The 20,726-nt window shown below is 71.8% G+C and carries 16 protein-coding genes; 13 read left to right on the top strand and 3 right to left on the bottom strand.

Annotated elements, in window-relative coordinates; translation table 11 throughout:
- Window positions 1–156: 156 nt before the first annotated feature.
- Both treS and ACFO3J_RS29770 read right to left on the bottom strand, forming a co-directional pair.
- Window positions 157–1,881 carry a maltose alpha-D-glucosyltransferase gene (treS, locus tag ACFO3J_RS29775; protein ID WP_386436012.1) on the bottom strand — a complete coding sequence of 575 codons (1,725 nt, stop codon included), beginning with the start codon at window positions 1,879–1,881 and terminating at the stop codon, window positions 157–159.
- Between the two features lie 121 nt (window positions 1,882–2,002).
- Complete coding sequence (locus ACFO3J_RS29770; RefSeq protein ID WP_449343660.1) at window positions 2,003–3,958, bottom strand: alpha-1,4-glucan--maltose-1-phosphate maltosyltransferase; 1,956 nt, start codon at window positions 3,956–3,958, stop codon at window positions 2,003–2,005.
- Window positions 3,959–4,261: 303 nt separating this feature from the next.
- On the opposite strand from ACFO3J_RS29770, the gene ACFO3J_RS29765 reads away from it, so the two are divergent.
- From ACFO3J_RS29765 to ACFO3J_RS29735, 7 genes are all read left to right on the top strand, one after another.
- Window positions 4,262–5,089 (top strand): type 1 glutamine amidotransferase domain-containing protein, encoded by an 828-nt coding sequence (locus ACFO3J_RS29765; protein ID WP_386435911.1) that lies wholly within the window; start codon window positions 4,262–4,264, stop codon window positions 5,087–5,089.
- Window positions 5,090–5,119: 30 nt separating this feature from the next.
- Window positions 5,120–6,751 (top strand): thiamine pyrophosphate-binding protein, encoded by a 1,632-nt coding sequence (locus ACFO3J_RS29760; RefSeq protein ID WP_386435908.1) that lies wholly within the window; start codon window positions 5,120–5,122, stop codon window positions 6,749–6,751.
- A 32-nt stretch (window positions 6,752–6,783) separates the two neighbouring features.
- The gene (locus ACFO3J_RS29755) at window positions 6,784–7,242 is read left to right on the top strand and encodes a hypothetical protein (protein WP_386435905.1); all 459 of its coding nucleotides are present in this window, start codon (window positions 6,784–6,786) and stop codon (window positions 7,240–7,242) included.
- 89 nt (window positions 7,243–7,331) lie between these two features.
- Window positions 7,332–7,940 carry a DJ-1/PfpI family protein gene (locus tag ACFO3J_RS29750; RefSeq protein ID WP_386435902.1) on the top strand — a complete coding sequence of 203 codons (609 nt, stop codon included), beginning with the start codon at window positions 7,332–7,334 and terminating at the stop codon, window positions 7,938–7,940.
- 33 nt (window positions 7,941–7,973) lie between these two features.
- Window positions 7,974–9,794: an AGE family epimerase/isomerase gene (locus ACFO3J_RS29745; RefSeq protein WP_386435899.1), complete on the top strand. Its 1,821-nt coding sequence runs from the start codon at window positions 7,974–7,976 to the stop codon at window positions 9,792–9,794.
- Window positions 9,795–9,800: 6 nt separating this feature from the next.
- Window positions 9,801–11,861 carry a glycogen debranching protein gene (locus ACFO3J_RS29740; RefSeq protein ID WP_386435896.1) on the top strand — a complete coding sequence of 687 codons (2,061 nt, stop codon included), beginning with the start codon at window positions 9,801–9,803 and terminating at the stop codon, window positions 11,859–11,861.
- A gap of 92 nt (window positions 11,862–11,953) precedes the next feature.
- The gene (locus ACFO3J_RS29735; RefSeq protein WP_386435894.1) at window positions 11,954–12,286 is read left to right on the top strand and encodes an anti-sigma factor antagonist; all 333 of its coding nucleotides are present in this window, start codon (window positions 11,954–11,956) and stop codon (window positions 12,284–12,286) included.
- Window positions 12,287–12,362: 76 nt separating this feature from the next.
- On the opposite strand, the gene ACFO3J_RS29730 is transcribed toward ACFO3J_RS29735, so the two are convergent.
- A complete protein-coding gene (locus ACFO3J_RS29730) occupies window positions 12,363–13,283 on the bottom strand; it encodes a helix-turn-helix transcriptional regulator (RefSeq protein ID WP_386435891.1) in 921 nt (306 codons plus the stop codon).
- Between the two features lie 113 nt (window positions 13,284–13,396).
- Between ACFO3J_RS29730 and ACFO3J_RS29725 the strand changes: the two genes are divergently transcribed.
- The 6 genes from ACFO3J_RS29725 (at window position 13,397) to ACFO3J_RS29700 (ending at window position 20,713) form a co-directional block, all read left to right on the top strand.
- Window positions 13,397–14,620, top strand: a complete 1,224-nt coding sequence (locus tag ACFO3J_RS29725; protein WP_386435889.1) for an MFS transporter — start codon at window positions 13,397–13,399, stop codon at window positions 14,618–14,620.
- Between the two features lie 180 nt (window positions 14,621–14,800).
- On the top strand, window positions 14,801–16,276 hold the full coding sequence (locus ACFO3J_RS29720) for an aldehyde dehydrogenase family protein (RefSeq protein WP_386435887.1): 1,476 nt from the start codon (window positions 14,801–14,803) through the stop codon (window positions 16,274–16,276).
- 143 nt (window positions 16,277–16,419) lie between these two features.
- Window positions 16,420–17,247, top strand: a complete 828-nt coding sequence (locus ACFO3J_RS29715) for an SDR family NAD(P)-dependent oxidoreductase (RefSeq protein ID WP_386435884.1) — start codon at window positions 16,420–16,422, stop codon at window positions 17,245–17,247.
- Between the two features lie 232 nt (window positions 17,248–17,479).
- A complete protein-coding gene (locus ACFO3J_RS29710) occupies window positions 17,480–19,567 on the top strand; it encodes a GTP-binding protein (protein ID WP_386435881.1) in 2,088 nt (695 codons plus the stop codon).
- A 174-nt stretch (window positions 19,568–19,741) separates the two neighbouring features.
- On the top strand, window positions 19,742–20,119 hold the full coding sequence (locus tag ACFO3J_RS29705) for a DUF427 domain-containing protein (protein WP_386435878.1): 378 nt from the start codon (window positions 19,742–19,744) through the stop codon (window positions 20,117–20,119).
- 27 nt (window positions 20,120–20,146) lie between these two features.
- Window positions 20,147–20,713 (top strand): sugar O-acetyltransferase, encoded by a 567-nt coding sequence (locus tag ACFO3J_RS29700; protein WP_386435875.1) that lies wholly within the window; start codon window positions 20,147–20,149, stop codon window positions 20,711–20,713.
- Window positions 20,714–20,726 lie beyond the last annotated feature (13 nt).

The following is a 20,726-nucleotide window of genomic DNA, read 5'->3' as shown; positions in this document are numbered from 1 at the left end:
TTCGTGACGACGGCGATGGGGGTGGCGGAAGGGGAGGGCGGGGGACCGGGGCGCGGCCCCCGGGGCGGGCGTCCGCCCCGGGGACAGCGGGTGGCGCGGATGGTCAGGCGGTCGAGCGGTCGAGCGATCCGGCTCAGACGGTCAGGCGATGAGCGGTCAGGCGGCTTGTCCGGCCGGCGGGACCGCGGTCCCGCCGCCGTCCGGCCGCCCGGCGGCGTCCCGGCCGGTCTGCACGCTCAGCCACAGGAAGCCGTGCCCGCCGAGGGCCAGTTGGTAAGGGGCCTCGGTGATGACCGGGAAGGCGACCGCGCCAGTGATCTCGCTCGGGACCGCGCCGGCCGCCTCGCTCAGGTCCAGGGCCACCGGTTGCGGATGCCGGGACAGGTTGTTGACGCACACCATCAGGTCGTCCGGGCCGTCCTCGCGCTTCAGCCGCCGCGCGTACGCCAGCACACTGCGGTTGCCGGTCACCAGGGGTTCGAAGGTGCCCATCCCGAAGGCCGGATGGCGGCGGCGGACGGTGAGCATCGTCCGGGTCCAGTGCAGCAGCGAGGAGGAGGCGGCCAGTTGGGCCTCGACGTTGACCGAGGCGTAGCCGTAGGTGAGCCCCGCGATGACCGGGAGGACCAGCCGCCCGGGGTCGGCGGCGGAGAAGCCGGCGTTGCGGTCGGGCGTCCACTGCATCGGGGTGCGCACGCCGTCCCGGTCGTTGAGCCAGATGTTGTCCCCCATGCCGATCTCGTCCCCGTAGTAGAGGACCGGCGAGCCGGGCAGGGACAGCAGGAGGGCGGTGAGCAGTTCGATCTGGTTGCGGTCGTTGTCCAGCAGCGGCGCCAGCCGGCGCCGGATGCCGATGTTGGCCCGCATCCTGGGCTCCCTGGCGTACTGCGAGTACATATAGCTGCGGTCCAGCTCGGTGACCATCTCCAGGGTGAGCTCGTCGTGGTTGCGCAGGAAGATGCCCCACTGGCTGCCGGCCGGGATGGCCGGTGTCCGGGCGAGGATCTCGGAGATCGGCCCGCTGTCCTCCATGCGCAGCGCCATGAAGATCCGCGGCATCAGCGGGAAGTGGAAGGCCATATGGGCCTCGTCGCCCCCGGTGGCCGGGTCGCCGAAGTACTGCACCGCGTCCTTCGGCCACTGGTTCGCCTCGGCCAGCAGGACCCGGCCGGGGTATTCGTCGTCCACCACCTTGCGTACCAGTTTCAGGAAGGCGTGGGTGCGCGGCAGGTTCTCCCCGTTGGTGCCCTCCTCGACGAACAGGTAGGGCACGGCGTCCATCCGGAAGCCGTCGATCCCCAGGTCCAGCCAGAAGCGCAGCACGTCCAGCATGGCGTCCTGCACCCGCGGGTTGTCGTAGTTGAGGTCGGGCTGGTGGCTGAAGAACCGGTGGAAGAAGTACTGCTTGCGCACCGGGTCGAAGGCCCAGTTGGAGTTCTCGGTGTCCACGAAGATGACCCGGGCGTCCGGATAGCCCCGGTCGTCGTCGGCCCATACGTAGAAGTCGCCGTACGGGCCCTGCGGGTGCTGCCGGGACTCCTGGAACCACTGGTGCTGGTCGGAGGTGTGGTTCATCACCAGGTCGGTGATGACCCGCAGACCGCGGGCGTGCGCGGCGTCGAGCAGCGCCACGAAGTCCTCGATGTCGCCGTGCTCGGGGCGCACCCTGCGGTAGTCGCTGATGTCGTAGCCGCCGTCGCGCAGCGGCGAGGCGTAGAAGGGGGGCAGCCACAGGCAGTCGACGCCCAGCCACTTGAGGTAGTCCAGCTTCTCGGTCAGGCCCTTCATATCACCGGTGCCGTCCCCGTCGCTGTCGTAGAACGAACGGATCAGCACCTCGTAGAAGACCGCCCGCTTGAACCAGTCCGGTTCGACCGGCATGGCCCGCGCGCTGCCGTGTTCCCCGGTCGCGGCCGGGACCTCGGCCGGGCCGGCGCCTGGGCGGGCAGCCCTCTCGGCTGCTCTTTCGGCGGCTGCGGCGATGGCTTTGTCGACGGCTCTGTCAGCCACGGTTGCTCCAGGTGAAGATGCGGGCGACCGGACCGCCCGGTGCGAAGCGGACGGTGGTGCCGCCCAGTCGGACCCGTTCGCCGGTCACCGCGTCCACCGCGTCCACCGTGCCGTCCGGATGCGCGCCGGGCAGCGGCCCGTTCAGCACCAGCCGGCCGGCCGCCTCCCGGTCCGGGTCGAGGCAGACCACGCACAGCACGGCGTCGTCGCCGGCCGGGTCGGTCTTGGAGAACGCCAGCAGCGCGTCATGGGCGATGGGGTGGAACCGCAGCGTGCGCAGCCCCCGCAGCGCGGGGAAGGCCCGGCGCAACCGGTTGAGCGTGGTGATCCACGCCTCCAGGCTGTCGCCCCCGGCCGCCGCGGCGGCGAAGTCACGCGGACGCAGCTCGTACTTCTCCGAGTGCGCGTACTCCTCGCCGCCCACCTCCAGCGCCTCGCCCTCGTAGAGCTCGAAGCCGGAGTAGACGCCCCAGGTCGGCGACAGGGTCGCGGCCAGCGCCGCCCGGGAGGCGAAGACGGCAGGTGAGCCCTGCTGGAGGTGGGCGGGCAGGATGTCGGGGGTGTTGACGAAGAAATTCGGCCGCAGGAAGTCCACCGAACCGGCCAGCTCGGTCAGATACTCGGTGAGTTCCTCCTTGCCGGTCCGCCAGGTGAAATACGTGTACGACTGGGTGAACCCGGCTTTGGCCAGCCCCTTCAGGACGGCGGGGCGGGTGAACGCCTCGGCCAGGAACAGAACGTCCGGCTGGCTGTTCTTCACCGTGCGGATCAGCCAGTGCCAGAAGTCCCTGGGCTTGGTGTGCGGATTGTCCACCCGGAAGATCCGCACCCCGCGCTCCACCCAGAACAGCACCACGCGCAGCAACTCCTCGTACAGGCCCACCGGGTCGTTGTCGAAGTCGAGCGGGTAGATGTCCTGGTAGGCCTTGGGCGGGTTCTCCGCGAAGGCGACCGTGCCGTCGGGCCGCCGGGTGAACCACTGCGGATGGGAGGTCACCCACGGATGGTCCGGCGAGCACTGGAGGGCCAGGTCCAGCGCGACCTCCAGACCCAGCCGGCGGGCCACGCCGACGAAGGACTCGAAGTCCGCCAGGGTGCCCAGCCCGGGGTGCACCGCGTCATGCCCGCCGGCCGCGGACCCGATCGCCCAGGGCGATCCCACATCCCCGGGCGCCGCGCTCAGCGCGTTGTCCCGGCCCTTGCGGTGGGTCTCACCGATGGGGTGGATCGGCGGCAGGTAGACCACGTCGAAGCCCATCCGGGCCAGGCGCGGCAGCTGCGCCGCCGCGGTCGCGAAACTGCCGTGCAGCGGCTGCCCCGACTGGTCCCGGCCGCCGGTCGAGCGGGGGAACATCTCGTACCAGGCGCCGGCCAGGGCCAGCGGCCGGTCCACCCAGATCTCGTGCTCCTTGCCCCGGGTGAGCAGTTCGCGCAGCGGGGCGGCGGACACCGCCCGGGTGGTGCGGTCGTCCAGCGCCGGGCCGACACGGTCGGCCAGCTTCGCGCCCTCGTCGCGCAGGGCGCCGGCGGCGGCAAGCAGCCAGGCCCGATCGTCCTCGTCGCCCGGCGCGTGGCGCTCCAGCAGGCGGGCGCCGGACTCCAGTTCGTTGGCCAGCGCCTCGGCCGGCCGGCCGTCGTCCAGCTTGGCGGTCAGCCCACGCCGCCAGGTCGCCCACGGGTCGCCCCACGCCTCGATCCGGTAGGTCCACATGCCGGGACGGGTGGGCACCGCCGTCGCGGTCCAGCGGTCGGCGCCCGGGTCGGACGGTGACATGGGCAGCAGATCACGGCTGCCGTCGGGTCCCGGACCGCGCCAGACGATCGCGGCGGCCAATGCCTCGTGGCCTTCGCGCCAAATGGTGGCCCCAATCGGTATGTGTTCGCCCGCAACCGCTTTGGACGGATAGCGGCCGTCGTCGATGACAGGGGTGACTTCGTCAATCCCCAAACGCCCAATCATGGTCGGTCACCTCTTCTTCTGCGATGCCGTCATGATCTGTAGGTATCCGGCGGATAACAAGGCGCCGGGATCAAATGGTGGCGCACTGTACGGACTTAACACAGTCGCACGGACCTTGCCGACGCCATATGTGCCATTGGGTCAACTCCGGCAAGTTGTCACTGCCCGGCATCCGGCGCTTGCCGCACCGGGACGCCGGGAGTTGAATCGGAGTCGTCCGGCCCGCCTTTACGAGTCGAGCCGCACAGGAAAGCGCGGATCCGTCCGCTTCGCGAAATCGAGGAGATATTCGTGCCAAAACGTATCCTGGTGGTTCTCTCCGAATACGGCTATTGGGGAGAAGAGCTCGTCGGCCCGGTCGAGGCGTTCGACGCCCGGGGCTACCGCGTCACCTTCGCCACTCCCACCGGCGAGCGCGCCCACGCGCTGCCGCCGAGTTACGACCCCGACTACGTCGATCCCCCGCTGGGCCGTTCCGTCACCACCCGTGACATGGCCCGCAAGGTACGGGAGATGGACGACTCCACCCGGCTGGACAACCCGCTCAGCCTCCAGCAGCTCATTCCCGAACGCCCCTACTACAGCGCGCTGAACCATCTGCGCGAGCTGGAGGAGTACCACCGCGGCGCCGACACCGCCGTCGGCGACCTGGTGGCCGGCTTCGACGCGCTGGTCCTCGTCGGCGGCAGCGGTCCGATCGTCGACCTGGCCAACAACGAGCGCCTGCACGAGGTGGTGCTGGCCTTCACCGCCGCCGACAAGCCGATCCTGGCCGAGTGCTACGGCGTCGCGGTGCTGGCCTTCGCCCGTGACCTGGAGAGCCGGCAGAGCCTGCTGTGGGGCAAGCACGTCACCGGCCACCCCAAGGAATACGACTACAAGGACGGCACCGGGTTCCTGGGCGTCGACTTCAACATGGGCCCGCCGCCGTATCCGCTGGAGTACATCCTGCGCGACGCGACCGGCCCCGACGGCGCCTTCCACGGCAACGTCGGCAAGGAGATCTCGGTCATCGCCGACTACCCGTTCGTCACCGCCCGCTCCACCCCGGACTCCGGCCCAAGCGGCGAGATCCTCGTCCAGGTCCTGGAGAACGGCCTGCGGCGCCACGGCTGGTAGCCCGCCCACACCCGAGCAGGAAGCGACATCATGAGAGCGAGACCAGGGAAGACCGCGATCTACGAACAGTTCGCGGCCGACGGCATCACCTACATGTTCGGCAACCCGGGCACCGTGGAGCAGGGCTTCATCGACGAGGCCGGCCGCTCCCCGCTGTCCTATCTGCTGACCCTGCACGAAGGGGTCGCGGTGGGCATGGCCGACGGGTACGCGCGTGCCACCCAGCGCCCCGGCCTGGTCCAGCTCCACACCGGAGTCGGCCTGGGCAACGGCATCGGCATGCTCTACCAGGCCAAGCGCGGCGGATCCCCGCTGGTGGTGCTGGCCGGTGAGGCCGGGATCCGCTACGACGCGATGGACGGCCAGATGGCCGCCGATCTCGTGGCCATGGCCGAGCCGGTGACGAAGTACGCCACCCGCGTGCTGGACCCGGCCTCCACGCTGCGGGTGCTGCGGCGGGCCGTCAAGATCGCCATGACCCCGCCGCGCGGCCCGGTGCTGGTCGTCCTGCCCGCCGATGTGCTGGACCAGATCACCACCGAGCCGGCCGTACCGACCTCGCTGCCCGACACCCGGGTGGCACCGGCGCCCGACGCGGTGGAAAGCGCCGCGCGCACCCTGCTGGCCGGGCGGCGGCCCCTCGTCCTCATCGGGGACGGGGTGGCCGTCAGCGGCGCGCAGCGGGAACTGACCGCCGTGGCCGAGCGGTTGCGGGCGCCGGTGTGGGGCGTCAACTCCTCGGAGGTCAACTTCGACACCACCCACCCGCTGTACGGCGGCCAGCTCGGCCATATGTTCGGCGCCGACAGCGCGCGGGTGGTGGCGGAGGCGGACGCGGTCCTGATCGTGGGCACCTATGTCTTCCCCGAGGTGTTCCCCTCGCTGGACAGCCCCTTCAGGGCGGACGCCAGGATCGTGCACATCGACCTGGACGCTTACGAGATCGCGAAGAACTTCCCGGTGGACCTCGGCCTGGTGGCCGATCCGAAGCTGGCCCTGGGCGCACTGGCCGACGCCCTGGGCCGGCAGCGGCCGGGCTACTCACCACCGCTCGCGGGCGACGGGTCCCGCGCGGCCGGCGGCGGGGACGACCGTGGGGACGACGGCGGGCACGGCTCGGTCCTGGACCTGTTCGTCCGCACCCTGGCCGAGCGCGCCCCGGCGGACCTGGCCGTCTTCGACGAGGCACTGACCGCGTCCGGTCCGCTGGCCCGGTATCTGCCGCCCCGCGCGCCCGGCCGGTTCTTCCAGACCCGGGGCGGTTCGCTGGGCGTCGGCATCCCGGGCGCCCTGGGCGTCAAGCTGGCCCGCCCCGAGCTGCCGGTCGTCGGCTTCACCGGTGACGGCGGCAGCATGTACACCTTCCAGGCGCTGTGGACCGCGGCCCGCTACGGCATCGGCGCCAAGTTCGTCATCTGCAACAACCACCGCTACCGGCTGCTCGACCTGAACATCGAGCAGTACTGGAGCAGCCTCGGCATCGCGCCGCACGCGGCGCCGGACGCCTTCGACCTGTCGCGTCCGGAGATCCGCTTCACCGAACTGGCCGGCGCCCTGGGGGTGCCCGGCCGCCGGGTGGAGCGGCCCGAACAGGTCGCCGACGCGGTCGAGGCGATGTTCGCGCACGACGGCCCGTACCTCATCGACCTCGCCACCGACTGAGCACGGCCCGGACACCGAAGGAGGACCCCACCATGCAATCACCCGTGCCGGCCCGCAGGAGCGCGCTGTCGGCGCCCCACGTGCGCAGACTCGTCGACCAGTGGCGGGCCGCGCTGGCCCGCCGGGCTCCCGCGGCCGACCTGCTGCCCCATCTGGCCAACGGCCTGCTGCTCGAACTGCCGGGACGCACGGTGCGCGGCGTCCAGCAGTTCCTCGACCACTCCGAGGAGTTCCGCTCCTGGTACCGCGAACGGATCGGCGGCGCCGATCCGCTGGGCGGCCGGCCCGCCGAGGACGTCCGCGTCCACCTGGTCTCCCCGGTCCACGCCCAGGTCACCATCACCTCGGCCGGCGGCCCGGGGAACACCGCGGGGCCCGGGCCCGAAGCGGTCCGGCAGGTCTGGTGGGTGGTGCTCCAGGACGGCGTGCCCCGGATCCGCAGCATCACCTTCGTACAGCCGACCCCGGTCGGCGCGCTCAGCCGCGTGTGACCACCCGCCGCGGGGCCAGCGACCGCGGACCGCTCCCCGGTCCGCGCCGGCCCCGCGGCGCCCCGACCGACACGATTGAAGGACAAACCATGGCCGAGGCCATACCGACCCGCTCCGGGCGTCTCGTCGGGAGACGTGTCGGGCTGCTCATGGAGAGCGACTTCGTCGAGGACGAGATCTCCTACTACCGGCGCCGCTTCGCCGAGGAAGGAGCCGAGGTCGTCCTGCTGACCCGGCTGTGGGGCCAGCAGTCCCTCACCTTCACCGGCCACGAGACGCGCGCCCCGATCACGGTGTCCGGGGACCTGGAGTCGCTCGACTACGGTGAACTCACCCGGCTGTCGGCCCTCGTGGTGCCGTCCGGCATGGTGTCCGACCGCCTCCGCTACACCGACGACCTGGCGGTGCCCGCGCCCGCGGTGGACCTGCTGCGCCGCGCGTTCCGGATGCCGAACCTGGTGAAGGCCTTCTCCTGCCACGGACTGCTGCTGCTGTCGGCCGCGTCCGACCTGCTCCGCGGCCGGTCCGTCACCTGCCACAACAACCTGGTCGGCGACGTGCGCAACATGGGCGCCGACTACACCGACCAGGACGTGGTGGTCGACGGCGATCTGGTCACCGGCCGCACCGTCGAGGAATGCCATCTGCTGGCCCGCGCCGTCATCGACCTGCTCGACGCGCCGGCGGTGGCGGCATGACCCGCGCCCGGCCGGGCCGACGGGGGGCCGACGATGGCCGCTGACCTCGATTTCACCTTCTCCGACACGGTGGCCGGGCAGGTCGTCGCCCGCCGCGGGCGGCAGGTGGACCTGCGCACCCCGGGCGGCGGCGATGTCACCGTCCACCTGACCGATGTGACCTACGCCCAGCGGCTGCGCAATCTCGGCGACCCCTACGAGGACGTCACCGGAAGGCTGGACGACCTGCTGACCCCGGGCACGACGCTGTTCTGCCACGGCCCGGTCTACCCGGGCGAGGACGGTCTGCACCACCAGGCCACCGCGATCACCGTGGTCAGCGGGCCCGACGGCGGACCGCCCTTCGACGCCCCGGGCTGGTGGACCGAGCAGTTGCGGCAACTGGCCCGCTTCTACCGGCGCGCCCAATTCGGTGCCGGACCGGTCGACTTCGCCGCGTACCGCACCAGGATCGGCGGCAGCGGCGGCAAGACGGCCGCCCACGTACAGGAGACCGACACCATCTCGCGGATGGTCTACGGGATGGCGTCGGCCTTCACCCTGACCGGCGAGGAGGACTTCCTCGACGTGGCCGAGGCCGGGTCGCAGTATCTGCACGACCACCTGCGCTCGGTCGACACCGACCAGGACGTCGTCTCCTGGTACCACGGCCTGGACGTCGGCGGACCCCGGCCGCGGGCCTTCTTCGCCTCCGAGTTCGGCGACGACTACCACGCCATCGCGGCGTACGAGCAGATCTACGCCCTGGTGGGGATCGTCCAGACCTACCGGCTGACCGGCGCGCCGCAGCTGCTCGCCGACGCGGAGGGGACGGTCCGGCTGTTCGACCGCTTCTTCGCCGACCCGGGACAGGGCGGCTACTACTCGCACATCGACCCGGTGACCTTCAGCCCGCACCACGAGTCGCTGGGCCGCAACCGCTCCCGCAAGAACTGGAACTCGGTGGGCGACCACGCCCCCGCCTACCTGTTCAACCTGTACTGCGCGACCGGCGACGAGCGGTACCGGCGGATGCTGGAGCACACCTTCGACATGATCGTCACCCATCTGCCGGACCGGTCGGCGGACGGCAGCCCGTTCGTCAACGAGCGCTTCCACGCGGACTGGACGCCGGACCACACCTGGGGCTGGCAGCAGGACCGGGCGGTGGTCGGCCACAACCTGAAGATCGCCTGGAACCTGATGCGGATGAACGCCGCCCTGCCCAAGCCCGCCTACCGGGAACTGGCCGAGCGGATCGGGCACACCATGCCCGGCATAGCCCGCGACCCCCGGCGCGGCGGCTGGTACGACATGGTGGAACGGCGCCCGGAGCGCGGCCGGCACGCCTTCGTCTGGCACGACCACAAGACCTGGTGGCAGCAGGAGCAGGCGATCCTGGCCTATCTGGTGCTGGCCGGGAACACCGGGGACGAGGCGTACCTGCGGCACGCCGAGGAGGCCTCCGCCTTCTACAACGCCTTCTTCCTCGACCACGACGAGGGCGGCGTCCACTTCACCGTGCTCGCCGAGGGCATCCCCTTCCACGTCGGCGACGAGCGGCTCAAGGGCAGCCACGCGATGAGCATGTACCACAAGGCCGAACTGGCCTATCTGGCCGAGGTGTACGGCCGCCTGCTGGTGCACGGCCAGCCGCTGGACCTGTGGTTCAGGCCGCGCGCCGACGCCGACTACCCCGGGAACCTGCTGCGCGTCGCCCCCGACGTACTGCCGCCCGGCCGGGTGGAGCTGGAGTCGGTGCACCTCGACGGAGCCCGGTACGACGACTTCGACGGCCCGGCCATGACCGTGGCGCTGCCGCGGGACGGCGCCCGGCACCTGGTCCGGGCCCGGCTGCGCCCGGTCCGGAAGTAGGCCCCGGTGACCACCACGACACCGGGGCGGGCGCCGCTGCTCAACGCGCTGCGCGTCGGACCCGGCCGCCCCGAACCGCTCGGTGCCACCCAAGTGCCCGGCGGGTGCAACTTCGCGGTGCACGCCCGCGACGCGCGGCGGATGTGGCTGGTGCTGATGGACCCCGGACAGGGCACGGTGCTGGCCGAATACCCCTTCCCCGAGGAGGGCAGGGTCGGCACGGTCTTCACCGCCCGGCTGGACGGCGTCAGCCCGGACCGCTTCGACTACGGCTTCCGGGTGGAGCGGCCGTCGGGCGCCCGCTCGCCGGTCCTGCTGGACCCCTACGCCCGCGGCCTGGCCGGCGCCGGCGCCTGGGGCGAGCGCCCGCGCTACCGCTCGCGGCTGCTCGCCGACCCCGGCCCGCCGGCGGTGCCCCGGCCCCGGACGAACCCGGCCGACCTGGTCGTCTACGAGGTCCATGTCCGCGGCTTCACCCGCGATCCCAGCTCCGGGGTCGGCCGGCCCGGCACCTTCGCCGGGCTGCGCGAGAAGATCCCGTATCTGGTCCAGCTGGGGGTCAACTGCGTCGAACTGCTGCCGGTGGCGGAGTTCGACGAGACCGACAACACGTACACCGCGCCCGGCACCGGGGCGCCGCTGCCCAACTTCTGGGGCTACAACCCCGTCGGGCTCTTCGCGCCGAAGTCCGGCTACGCCGCCGATGCCACCGCGGACGGCGCGGACGCGGAGTTCCGCGAGCTGGTCGCCGAGCTGCACCGGGCGGGCATCCAGGTGGTGCTGGACGTGGTCTTCAACCACACCGGCGAAGGCGGGCGCGGCGGGCCGGAGCTGTCCCTGCGCGCGCTCGACGAGTCCGCGTACTACCTGCTGTCGCCGGACGGTGAACCGCTGAACCTCACCGCCACCGGCAACACCGTCAACGCCAACCACCCGGTCACCGAGCGCCTCGTGCTGGACTGCCTGCGCGGCTGGGTCACCCGCTACGACGTCGACGGTTTCCGCTTCGACATGGCGTCCATCCTCACCCGGGGCGGCCCGGACGGCCGGATCCTGGACGATCCGCCGCTGCCGGCCGCGATCGCCCACGACCCGGTGCTGGCCGACCGGCTGCTGATCGCCGAGGCCACCGACGCCACCGGCGTCGACCAGGTGGGGTCCTTCCCCGGGCACGGCCGCTGGAGCGAGTGGAACGGCCGCTACCGGGACTCGGTGCGGCGCTTCCTGCTCGGCCGGCGCGGCGGCGCCGGCGACTTCGCCACCCGCTTCGTCGGCTCGCCCGACCTCTACGCGGGCCGCCCCACCTGGGCGTCGGTCAACTACATCACCTGCCACGACGGCCTCACCCTGGCCGACTGGACCGCGTACGACCGGCGCCACAACGAGGCCAACGGCGAGGGCGGCGGCGACGGCATCCCGGACGAGGAGAGCTGGAACTGCGGCTTCGAGGGGCCGACCGACGACCCCGCCGTACTGCGGCTGCGGGCGCGCCAGCGGCGCAACGCGCTGCTGCTCCTGCTGACCAGCGCGGGCATTCCGATGCTGCTGGCCGGCGACGAGTTCGGCCGCACCCAGCGGGGCAACAACAACGCCTACAGCCAGGACTCCGCGGTGAGCTGGCTGGACTGGTCGCAGACCCGGGAAAACGCCGGGCTGCTGCGCTTCGTCCGGCACTGCGTCGCCCTGCGGCGGGCACATCCGGTGCTGCGGCGCACCACCCATCCGGACGGTGAACTGCCCGACGGCTGGAGCTTCCCGCCGGTCAGCTGGCACGGCGAGAACCCGGGGCAGCCCGACTGGCATCCCTCCGCCACGCTGCTCGCCGTGCTGCTGCACCAGCAGCAGCCGGCCGGGCCCGCCGACACGGTCTATCTCGCCGCCAACACCGGCGGCGTCCGCCGCGTCGTCCACCTGCCGGCCCCGCCCCCGGGCACCCGCTGGCACCTGTGCGCGGACACCGGCGCGCCCGCCCCGCTGGACAGCCACGCCCCCGGCGAGGAGCCCGCGCTCGACCGTTCCTCGCTCCAGCTCACCGGCCACAGCGTGGTGCTGCTGACGGCGCGATGACCGAGGTGGCCGGGATGACCGGGATGAGCGGGACGACCAGTACGACAACCGGTATGACGACTGATACGACGACAGACGCGAGGAGAACGGACATGGCCTTCGAGGCGTACCTCAGCTTCTCCGGTACGACCGCCACCCTGCACCTCGGCGGCGACCTGATGGCGGACGACGTGACCCGGCTGCGCGCCCTGCTGGACCAGCTCGCGGCGCGGACGGTCGGCCGGGTGGTGCTGCGGCTGCAGGAGCTCACCTCGGTGACCGGCGGCGCGGTGCGCGCCCTGGCCCTCGGTCAGCAGCAACTGCCGCCCGGCGCCGAGGTGATCGTGGACGGCGCCAGCTTCCCGGTGCGCCGGGCGCTGCGCTTCGGCGGGCTGGAGGAGTCGATGAGCCTGGTCGACAGCAGCTGGCCGCCCGCCGCCGGCTGATCCGAGCGGCGGCATGCCGCATTCCGCCCCGCCGGGCGGGTCCCGCCCAGGACCCGGCCGGCGGGGCGCCGTCGTGTCACGGCGCGGCGGTCAGGGTGCCCGCGGTGCTTACGGCGCTCGCGGTGACCGCGCTGCTCGGGACGCCCCCCGGGGCGCTCTCCGGCGCGCTTTCCAGGGCGCTTTCCGGGGCGGTCAGATCCCGCATGGCCTGCGCGTCGGTCGGGGAGTCGGGCAGGAAGACCACCAGGTGCTGGTTGTGGTTCTCCGCCACCGCCAGCTTGGCGTAGTTGAAGGCGACCCGGCCGGCCCTCGGGTGCTGGAACCGCTTCATCGCCGGGGTGAACGCCTGGATGGGGTGCTCGGACCACATCTGCACGAAGTCCGGGCTGACCGCGGTGAGCGCCTCCACCAGCGCCCGCACCCGGGGGTCGTTCGGATAGCGCCCCACCGAGGCGCGGAACTGGCCGAGGATGTCGCGGGCCTCCCGCCGCCAGTCCACCAGCAGTGTTCGCATCGCCGGGCGGGTGAACAGCAGCCAGATGCTGTTGCGTTCCTCGTCCGGCAGCCCGTCCAGGCCGCCGACCAGCCGCTCGTAGCCCCGGTTGTACGCGAGCAGGTCCCAGCACATGTTGATCACATGGGCCGGATTGGGGTCGAGGGTCTCCACCAGCATCCGCATGGTGGGGCTGACGCCCGGCGGCTGCGGCGCGTCGTGCGCCGGGGCCACTCCGGCCAGCATGTACAGATGGCGGCGTTCGGCCGCCGACAGCCGCAGCGCGCGCACCAGGCCCTCCAGCAACTGGCCGCTGACGGTGATCTTGCGGCCCTGCTCCAGCCAGGTGTACCAGGTCACACTCATCCCGGCCATCTGCGCGACCTCCTCGCGCCGCAGCCCGGGGGTCCTGCGCCGCGGTCCGGGGGTGATCCCCGCCTCCTCGGGACGCAGCATCTCGCGGCGCGACCGCAGGAAGCCGGCCAGTAACTCACGTTGGGTCATGTCCTTCATAAAAACGCCTCCGCTGTGAGCTGTCCTGTCCCGGTCCTGGTGCTCGTGATACCAGCATAAAAGTCTCTCTGTACCAGGGCCGGGGTGTGCACCACGCTGTCATCATGACCACTGGACAGACCGCCGGGAATGACACCCGGCCGACGGCCGCCGGGCCGACCGCCCCGTCGGCGAACTGGGTTCGGCCCGTGGCCGTCCTCGCGCTCGGATCCTTCGCCATGGGCACCGACTCGTTCGTGCTCGGCGGCATCCTTCCGCAGATCGCGCACGGACTCAACGAATCGACCGGCGCCGCCGGACAGGTGATCACCGCCTTCTCGCTGACCTACGCGGTCAGCGCCCCCTTCCTCGCGTCCTTCACCAGCAAGCTGCCCCGAAAGCCGCTGATGGCCTTCGCGCTGGCGCTGTTCGTACTGGCGAACGTGGCCTCGGCGGCGGCGCCCACCTTGACCCTGCTGCTGATCGCCCGGGTGGTGGCCGGTCTCGGCGCCGCCCTCTACACGCCCAACGCCTCGGCCGCCGCCGCCGCGCTGGCCGGCCCGGCCCGCCGCGGCCAGGCGCTCGCGGTGATCCTGGGCGGGCTCACCGTGGGCACCGTCTTCGGCGTGCCGATCGGCACCGCCATCGGCCAGCACGTGTCCTGGCAGGCGAGCCTGCTGTTCGTCGCGGCGGTCGGCGCGGTGGCGCTGCTCGGACTGCTGGTGACGCTGCCCACGCTGCCGCTGCCGCCGGCGGTGGCCCTGGGCGAGCGGCTGCGGGTGCTCACCCACGGCCGGGTGGTGGCGATCGTGAGCTTCATGCTGCTGGCCAGCGCGTCGAGCATCGTCGTCTACACCTACATCGCCACGGTGCTCCGCCAGACCGCGGGCATCACCGGGACCACCCTGGCCGTCACCCTGCTGCTGTGGGGCGCCGGCGGCACCGTCGGCGCCTTCGGCAGCGGCTGGCTCAGCGACCGCTTCGGCCCGGAGCGGACGCTGATCCTGGCCGGAGTCGTACTGATCGTCACCACGGTGCTGCTGTCCATCGCCTCCACCACCCCGCTGGTGATGATCATCATGATCGTCAACGGCGCCGCGGCCTGGGCGGCGGCCACCCCCAACAACCACCGCCTCACCGCGCTGATGCCCCATCTGCCCAGCGTGGTGATCTCGTTCAACGCCTCCGGCATCTATTTCGGACAGGCCCTGGGCGCCGCCCTGGGCGGCGTTCTGATCGGCGGCGGGCTGTCGGGCGGAAAACTCTGTCTCACCGGCGCGGGCCTGGGCGTGCTGGCCCTGCTGGTGCATCTGCTCATCGGCAAGCCCAAGCAATTGCAGACCGCCTGACTTAACGCAGCCTCACCGCGATCGCGGCACCACTCGATTCGGAAAGCGTCGTCCGACTAGCCTTCACAGCACAGGAATTCTCCTGGACCGCTGCGCGAGCGCGCCGGAAATGAACCCCGACCGGCGCGCTGCCCGGCAGGGCGACACGGGATTCTCTCGAACTCTCCAGGGAGTGGAGTCATGACCATTCAGGCATCCGAAACCGTCACCGACGGTCAGTTGTTCATTCACGGGAAATCGCTTCCCGCGGCGACCGGGGAAACCCGCGCCGTAATGAATCCCGCGACCGAGGAGGTGATCTGCCGGGTCGCGTGGGGCACCGTCGCCGATCTCGACCAGGCCGTCTCCGCCGCCCAGGGCGCGTTCGACAGCGGCGCGTGGCCGGGACTGACCTTCAAGGAGCGGGGCAAGCTGCTGCTCCGTATCGCCGACGCGATCGAGGAGCACGCCGAGGAGCTCGCGCTGCTGGAGTCCCTCGACGTCGGCAAGCCCATCACCTTCACCCGCGGCTTCGACGTCCCCGCCGCCGCCGACCTGTTCCGCTACTACGGCGGCATGGTGGAGACGCTGGAGGGCGCCGCCCGCCCGGCCGGGCACCGGTCCATGTCCTACACCCGCCGCGAGCCGCTCGGTGTGGTCGGCCTCATCACGCCCTTCAACTTCCCGCTGAACCTCGCGGTCAACAAGATCGCGCCGGCCCTGGCCGCGGGCAACACCGTCGTCCACAAGCCGGCCGAGCAGACCCCGCTGTCCACCCTCCGGCTCGCCGAGATCATGTTCGAGGCCGGACTGCCGGCCGGCGTCTTCAACGTCGTCACCGGTGACGGCTCGACCGTCGGCGCCCGGTTGGCGGAGCACCCCGGCATCCGCAAGCTGGCCTTCACCGGTTCCACCGCGGTCGGCAAGCGGCTGGCGGCCACCGCCGCCGACACCCTCAAGCGGGTCACCCTGGAACTCGGTGGCAAGGGCGCCAACATCGTCTTCGCCGACGCCGACCTGGACGCCGCCACCCAATGGGCCTTCCAGGCCGCCTTCTTCAACACCGGCCAGTTCTGCATGAGCGGACCGCGCCTGCTGGTGCAGCGTCCGGTGTACGACGAGATGGTCGAACGCATGGCGGCCCAGGCCGACGCCGTGCCGGTCGGCGACCCACTCGACCCGCAGACGATCCTCGGCCCGCTCGCCCACCGCGCCCAGCTGGACCGGGTGGCGGAGTACGTCTCGATCGCCAGGGCGGAAGGCGCGAAACTGCGGGCGGGCGGCTCGGCCGGCATCGCCGGGCAGCCCGACGCGCGCGGCTTCTACTTCCAGCCGACGGTCTTCTCCGACGTCACCCCGCAGATGCGGATAGCCCGTGAGGAGGTCTTCGGGCCGGTGCTGACCATCACCCCCTTCGACACCGACGACGAGGCGGTGGCCATCGCCAACAGCTCGCCGTTCGGCCTGGCGGCCGGTCTGCACACCAGCAGCCTCCGCCGCGCGCACCAGGTCGCCGCGCGGCTGGAGGCGGGCATCGTCTGGATCAACTCCTGGGCGATGTTCGAGAACACCACCTCCTTCGGCGGATACAAGGAGTCCGGCTACGGGCGCGAGCTCGGGCCGGAGGGCATCGAGGAGTATCTGCAGGTCAAGACGATCGTCGTCAACACCGAGTGACAACCGCCGGCTGACTCCCCGGACCGCAGCCGACGCCGACCGCGGCCGGCTCCCGTGGGCGACCACGGGAGCCGGCCGGACCCGCCCGGGCGCGGTCCGGCCGAACATCACCGACACGCCTCTTTTCCTTCTGGAGACCGCACATGACCTCCCCCGAAGACCGAACCATCCTCATCACGGGCGCGACCGACGGGGTCGGCCGGGCGCTGGCCCACGAACTGGCCTCGACGGGAGCGGCCCTCGTCCTGCACGGACGCAGCGCGGAGAAGGGGCGCCAACTGCTGGCCGAACTCCGCGCCGCCACCGGCAACGACCGGCTCAGCTACGAGCGGGCCGACTTCTCCTCGCTGAAGGAGATCCACGCGCTGGCCGACCGGGTCGGTGAGCTGGACCGGCTCGACGTGCTGGTCAACAACGCCGGCATGGGGGTCGAACTGACCCGCCGGGAGAGCGAGGAGGGACTGGAGCTGACCTTCCAGGTCGACTACCTGTCCACCTACATCCTCAGCTGCCGGCTGGCCCCGCTGCTGACCCGCAGCGCGCCGTCCCGGATCGTCAACGTCTCCTCGGCCGGCCAGGCGCCGATCGACTTCCGCGATGTGCAGCTGGAGCACGGCTGGAGCGGTGGACAGGCCTACTGCCAGGCGAAGCTCGCCCAGATCATGCTGACCTTCGACCTGGCCGAGGCGCTGGCCGGCACCGGGGTCACCGTCAACGCGCTGCACCCGGCGTCGTACATGCCCACCAAGATCGTGACGCACCTGTTCACCCCCCAGAGCACCCTCGCCGAGGGGGTGGCCAACGTCCTGCGGCTGGTGGTGGAGCCGGCCTACGCCGAACAGACCGGCCTCTACCTGAACCGGGCCACCGTGACGACCGCGGACGCCCAGGCGTACGACACGCAGGCGCGGGCGCGGTTGCGGAGCCTCAGCGACCAGCTGACCGGCACGCCGTTCCCCGCCGCCGTCTGACGCCTTCCCGCCCGCCCCGGGAGGCGCCCCGCCCGCCGGCCCCGTGACGTGCCGGGCGGCCGCCCCCGCCCGCGGCCGCCCGCCGCTCCCGGGATATCCGGTTGCCGCCGGGCGGAACGCTCTGGTCTAGTGCGAAGCGCACGAGTCGTCCACCGAGGAGCACTGATCATGCGCGGATCTGTCATGCCCATCCAGACAGGAATCACTCCCTCTCTCAAGGACATGACCCTTCGTGCCATCACTGAACCTCGGCATCCTGGCGCACGTCGACGCGGGTAAGACCAGCCTGACCGAACGGCTGCTGCACACCGCCGGCGTGATCGACGAGATCGGCAGCGTCGACGACGGAAGCACCCGGACCGACTCGCTCGCGCTGGAAAGGCGACGCGGCATCACCATCAAGGCGGCCGTCGTCTCCTTCCCGCTCGACGGCGTGACCGTCAATCTGATCGACACCCCCGGCCACCCGGACTTCATCGCCGAGGTGGAACGCGTGCTCGGCGTGCTCGACGGAGCCGTCCTCGTCGTCTCCGCCGTCGAAGGCGTGCAGCCGCAGACCCGGGTGCTGATGCGGACGCTGCGCCGGCTGCGGATCCCCACCCTGATCTTCGTCAACAAACTCGACCGGCGCGGCGCCGATCCGGACCGCACGCTGCGGGACATCGCGGCCCGGCTCACCCCGGACGTGGTGCGGATGACCGGCGCCGACCGGCTCGGCGGCCGCGAGGCCCGCGCCGAGCCGTACGCCGGGGACCGGCCCGGCTTCGCCGACCGGCTGGTGGACCTGCTGAGCGGTCACGACGACCGGCTGCTGGCCGACTACGTGGCCGACGAGACGGCGGTGCCGTACGCCAGGCTGCGGGCCGAACTGGCGGCGCAGACCGGGCGGTCGCTGGTGCACCCGGTGTTCGCGGGTTCGGCGGTCACCGGCGCCGGGGTGGACGCGCTGATGGCCGGCATCAGGGAACTGCTGCCCGCGACCGAGGGCGACCCGGGCGGGCCGCTGTCCGGCGAGGTGTTCAAGATCGAGCGGGGCCCGGCCGGCGAGAAGATCGCCTATGTCCGGATCGCCTCCGGCACCCTCCGCACCCGGGACCGCGTCACCGTCCACAGCGGCGGCGGCGACCGGCCGCCGGACGGCGCGCGGGCGCCCGGCGGGCAGGACACCGGAACGGTCACCGCGATCAGCGTGTTCGAGCACGGCGGCGACCTGCCGCGCGCCGCCGTCGAAGCCGGCCGGATCGGCAAGCTGCGCGGTCTGACCGGCGTCCGGATCGGCGACGTCATCGGCGAGGTCATCGGCGACATCAGCGGCGAGGTGCCCGGGAAGCCCGGGAAGAGGCGCGCCGAACGGCACTTCGCGCCGCCCACCCTGGAGACCGTCGTCACCGCGCGCCGGCCGGCCGATCGCGGCGCACTGCACACCGCGCTCACCCAACTGGCTGAGCAGGACCCGCTGATCGGCCTGCGCCGGGACGAAACCCGCCAGGAGATCGCCGTGTCGCTCTACGGCGAAGTGCAAAAGGAGGTCATCCAGGCCACCTTGGCCGACGAATACGGCGTGGAGGTGGACTTCCGCGAGACCACCACGATCCACATCGAACGGCCCGCCGGCACCGGCGCCGCCTTCGAGGTCAAGGAGAAGGACGGCAATCCCTTCCTCGCCACCGTGGGCCTGCGGATCGAACCGGCGGCGGTCGGCAGCGGCGTGGAGTTCCGGCGCGAGGTGGAACTCGGCTCGCTGCCCTACTCCTTCCTCACCGCCGTCGAGGAGACCGTCACCGAGACACTGCGCCAGGGCCTGCACGGCTGGCAGGTCACCGACTGCCTGGTCACCATGACGCACGCCGGGTACAATGCGCGGCAGAGCCACGCCCACGCGGTATTCGACAAGAGCATGTCCAGCACCTCCGGCGACTTCCGCCAGCTGACGCCCCTGGTGCTGATGGACGCGCTGCGGAAGGCGGGCACCGGAGTGTACGAGCCGATGCACCGCTTCCGGCTGGAGATCCCGGCGGAGCTGCTCGGCACGCTGCTGCCCGCGCTGACCCGGCTGCGGGCGGTGCCGCACACCCCGGCGGTGAGCGGCGACCGCTATCTGCTGGCGGGCGACATCCCGGCGGCCCGGGTGCACGACCTGGAGCAGCGGCTGCCCACGCTGACCCGTGGCGAGGGAGTGCTGGAGAGCGCATTCCACCACTACCAGCCGGTGACCGGGCCGGTCCCGGAACGGGCTCGCACCGATCACAACCCGCTGCACCGCAAGGAATACCTGCTGGCGGTGCAGCGCCGGCTCACCGGACTGGGGCAGGGCGGCTGACCGGACGGGTGGCCGGGCGGGTGGCCGGAGGGGCGGCTGGGTGGATGGCTGGGGAGCGCTCTCCCCAAGCTGCCGCAGGGCCGGCCGGACCGGCGCCGCTTGACCCGGCGGCGCCGATCTGCCTACGGTCGGAGCAACGCACAAACAGACCGGTCTACCCAAGCGGAGAGTGTCATGGAACGCACCGTCAAGACACCCGGCCCCGACCACCCGATCACCGTCGAGCCGACGGGGGACCGCGTCGTCGTCCGCGCCGGCGGACAGGTGATCGCCGAGACCACCAGGGCGCTCACCCTGCGCGAGTCCACGTACCCGCCCGTGCAGTACATCCCGCTGGAGGACATCGCCGAGGGGGTGCTGCACCGCACCGACAGCCAGACCTACTGCCCCTACAAGGGCGACGCCTCCTACTACTCGCTGACCAGCGAGGGGCGCGAGATCACCGACGCGGTGTGGACCTACGACAAGCCCTACGACGCGGTCTCCGTGATCGCCGGGCATGTCGCCTTCTACCCGGAGCACGTCGAATTCGCGGTCGGGAGCGACGCCTGACGATCGCCCGAGAGGCACGCGCGCCGTATGGGTGAGAACAAGAGGCGGATGCTGGCCGGCGACTGGTACCTCCCCGACGACGAGGAACTGGGCGCCGACAGCATCCGGCGCGCGCGGCTGTGCCAGGCCTACAACGCGAGCCTCGATCACGATGAACGGCGGCGGCTGCTGGAGGAGTTGCTCGGCGCGGTCGGCGAGGGGGCGCGGATACGGCCGCCGTTCCAGTGCGACTACGGCCAGCACATCCGCGTCGGCGCCCGTACGTTCGTGAACTTCGGCGCGATCTTCCTGGACGCCGCCGCGATCACCATCGGCGCCGATGTGCAGATCGGCCCCAACGTACAACTGCTGACCCCGGCGCACGAGCTGGACACCGAGCGGCGCCGGGCCGGCTGGGAGAGGGCTCTCCCGGTCACCATCGGCGACAATGTGTGGCTCGGCGGCGGGGTCATCGTCTGCCCGGGGGTGACGATCGGCGCCGATACCGTGGTCGGGGCCGGATCGGTCGTCACCAAGGACCTGCCGGCCGGGGTGCTCGCGGTCGGCAACCCGGCCCGGGTGATCAGGACGCTGGACGAGACGGCGGACGCCTGACGCCGCATCGGGG

It is taken from the genome of Streptomyces polygonati, from assembly GCF_042650325.1.
Classification (GTDB): Bacteria; Actinomycetota; Actinomycetes; order Streptomycetales; family Streptomycetaceae; genus Actinacidiphila; species Actinacidiphila polygonati.
Note: the sequence above shows the minus strand (reverse complement) of the source record. Positions and strands in the feature narration are given on the sequence as shown.

Excerpts from the sequence above, each read along its gene's own strand:
- ACFO3J_RS29715 (WP_386435884.1), top strand. The coding sequence starts at position 16,420 with ATGACCTCCCCCGAAGACCGAACCATCCTCATCACGGGCGCGACCGAC.
- ACFO3J_RS29755 (WP_386435905.1), top strand. The coding sequence starts at position 6,784 with ATGCAATCACCCGTGCCGGCCCGCAGGAGCGCGCTGTCGGCGCCCCAC.
- ACFO3J_RS29725 (WP_386435889.1), top strand. The coding sequence starts at position 13,397 with ATGACCACTGGACAGACCGCCGGGAATGACACCCGGCCGACGGCCGCC.
- ACFO3J_RS29730 (WP_386435891.1), bottom strand. The coding sequence starts at position 13,283 with ATGACCCAACGTGAGTTACTGGCCGGCTTCCTGCGGTCGCGCCGCGAG.
- ACFO3J_RS29735 (WP_386435894.1), top strand. The coding sequence starts at position 11,954 with ATGGCCTTCGAGGCGTACCTCAGCTTCTCCGGTACGACCGCCACCCTG.
- ACFO3J_RS29760 (WP_386435908.1), top strand. The coding sequence starts at position 5,120 with ATGAGAGCGAGACCAGGGAAGACCGCGATCTACGAACAGTTCGCGGCC.
- ACFO3J_RS29745 (WP_386435899.1), top strand. The coding sequence starts at position 7,974 with ATGGCCGCTGACCTCGATTTCACCTTCTCCGACACGGTGGCCGGGCAG.
- ACFO3J_RS29700 (WP_386435875.1), top strand. The coding sequence starts at position 20,147 with ATGGGTGAGAACAAGAGGCGGATGCTGGCCGGCGACTGGTACCTCCCC.
- treS (WP_386436012.1), bottom strand. The coding sequence starts at position 1,881 with ATGCCGGTCGAACCGGACTGGTTCAAGCGGGCGGTCTTCTACGAGGTG.
- ACFO3J_RS29720 (WP_386435887.1), top strand. The coding sequence starts at position 14,801 with ATGACCATTCAGGCATCCGAAACCGTCACCGACGGTCAGTTGTTCATT.
- ACFO3J_RS29750 (WP_386435902.1), top strand. The coding sequence starts at position 7,332 with ATGGCCGAGGCCATACCGACCCGCTCCGGGCGTCTCGTCGGGAGACGT.
- ACFO3J_RS29705 (WP_386435878.1), top strand. The coding sequence starts at position 19,742 with ATGGAACGCACCGTCAAGACACCCGGCCCCGACCACCCGATCACCGTC.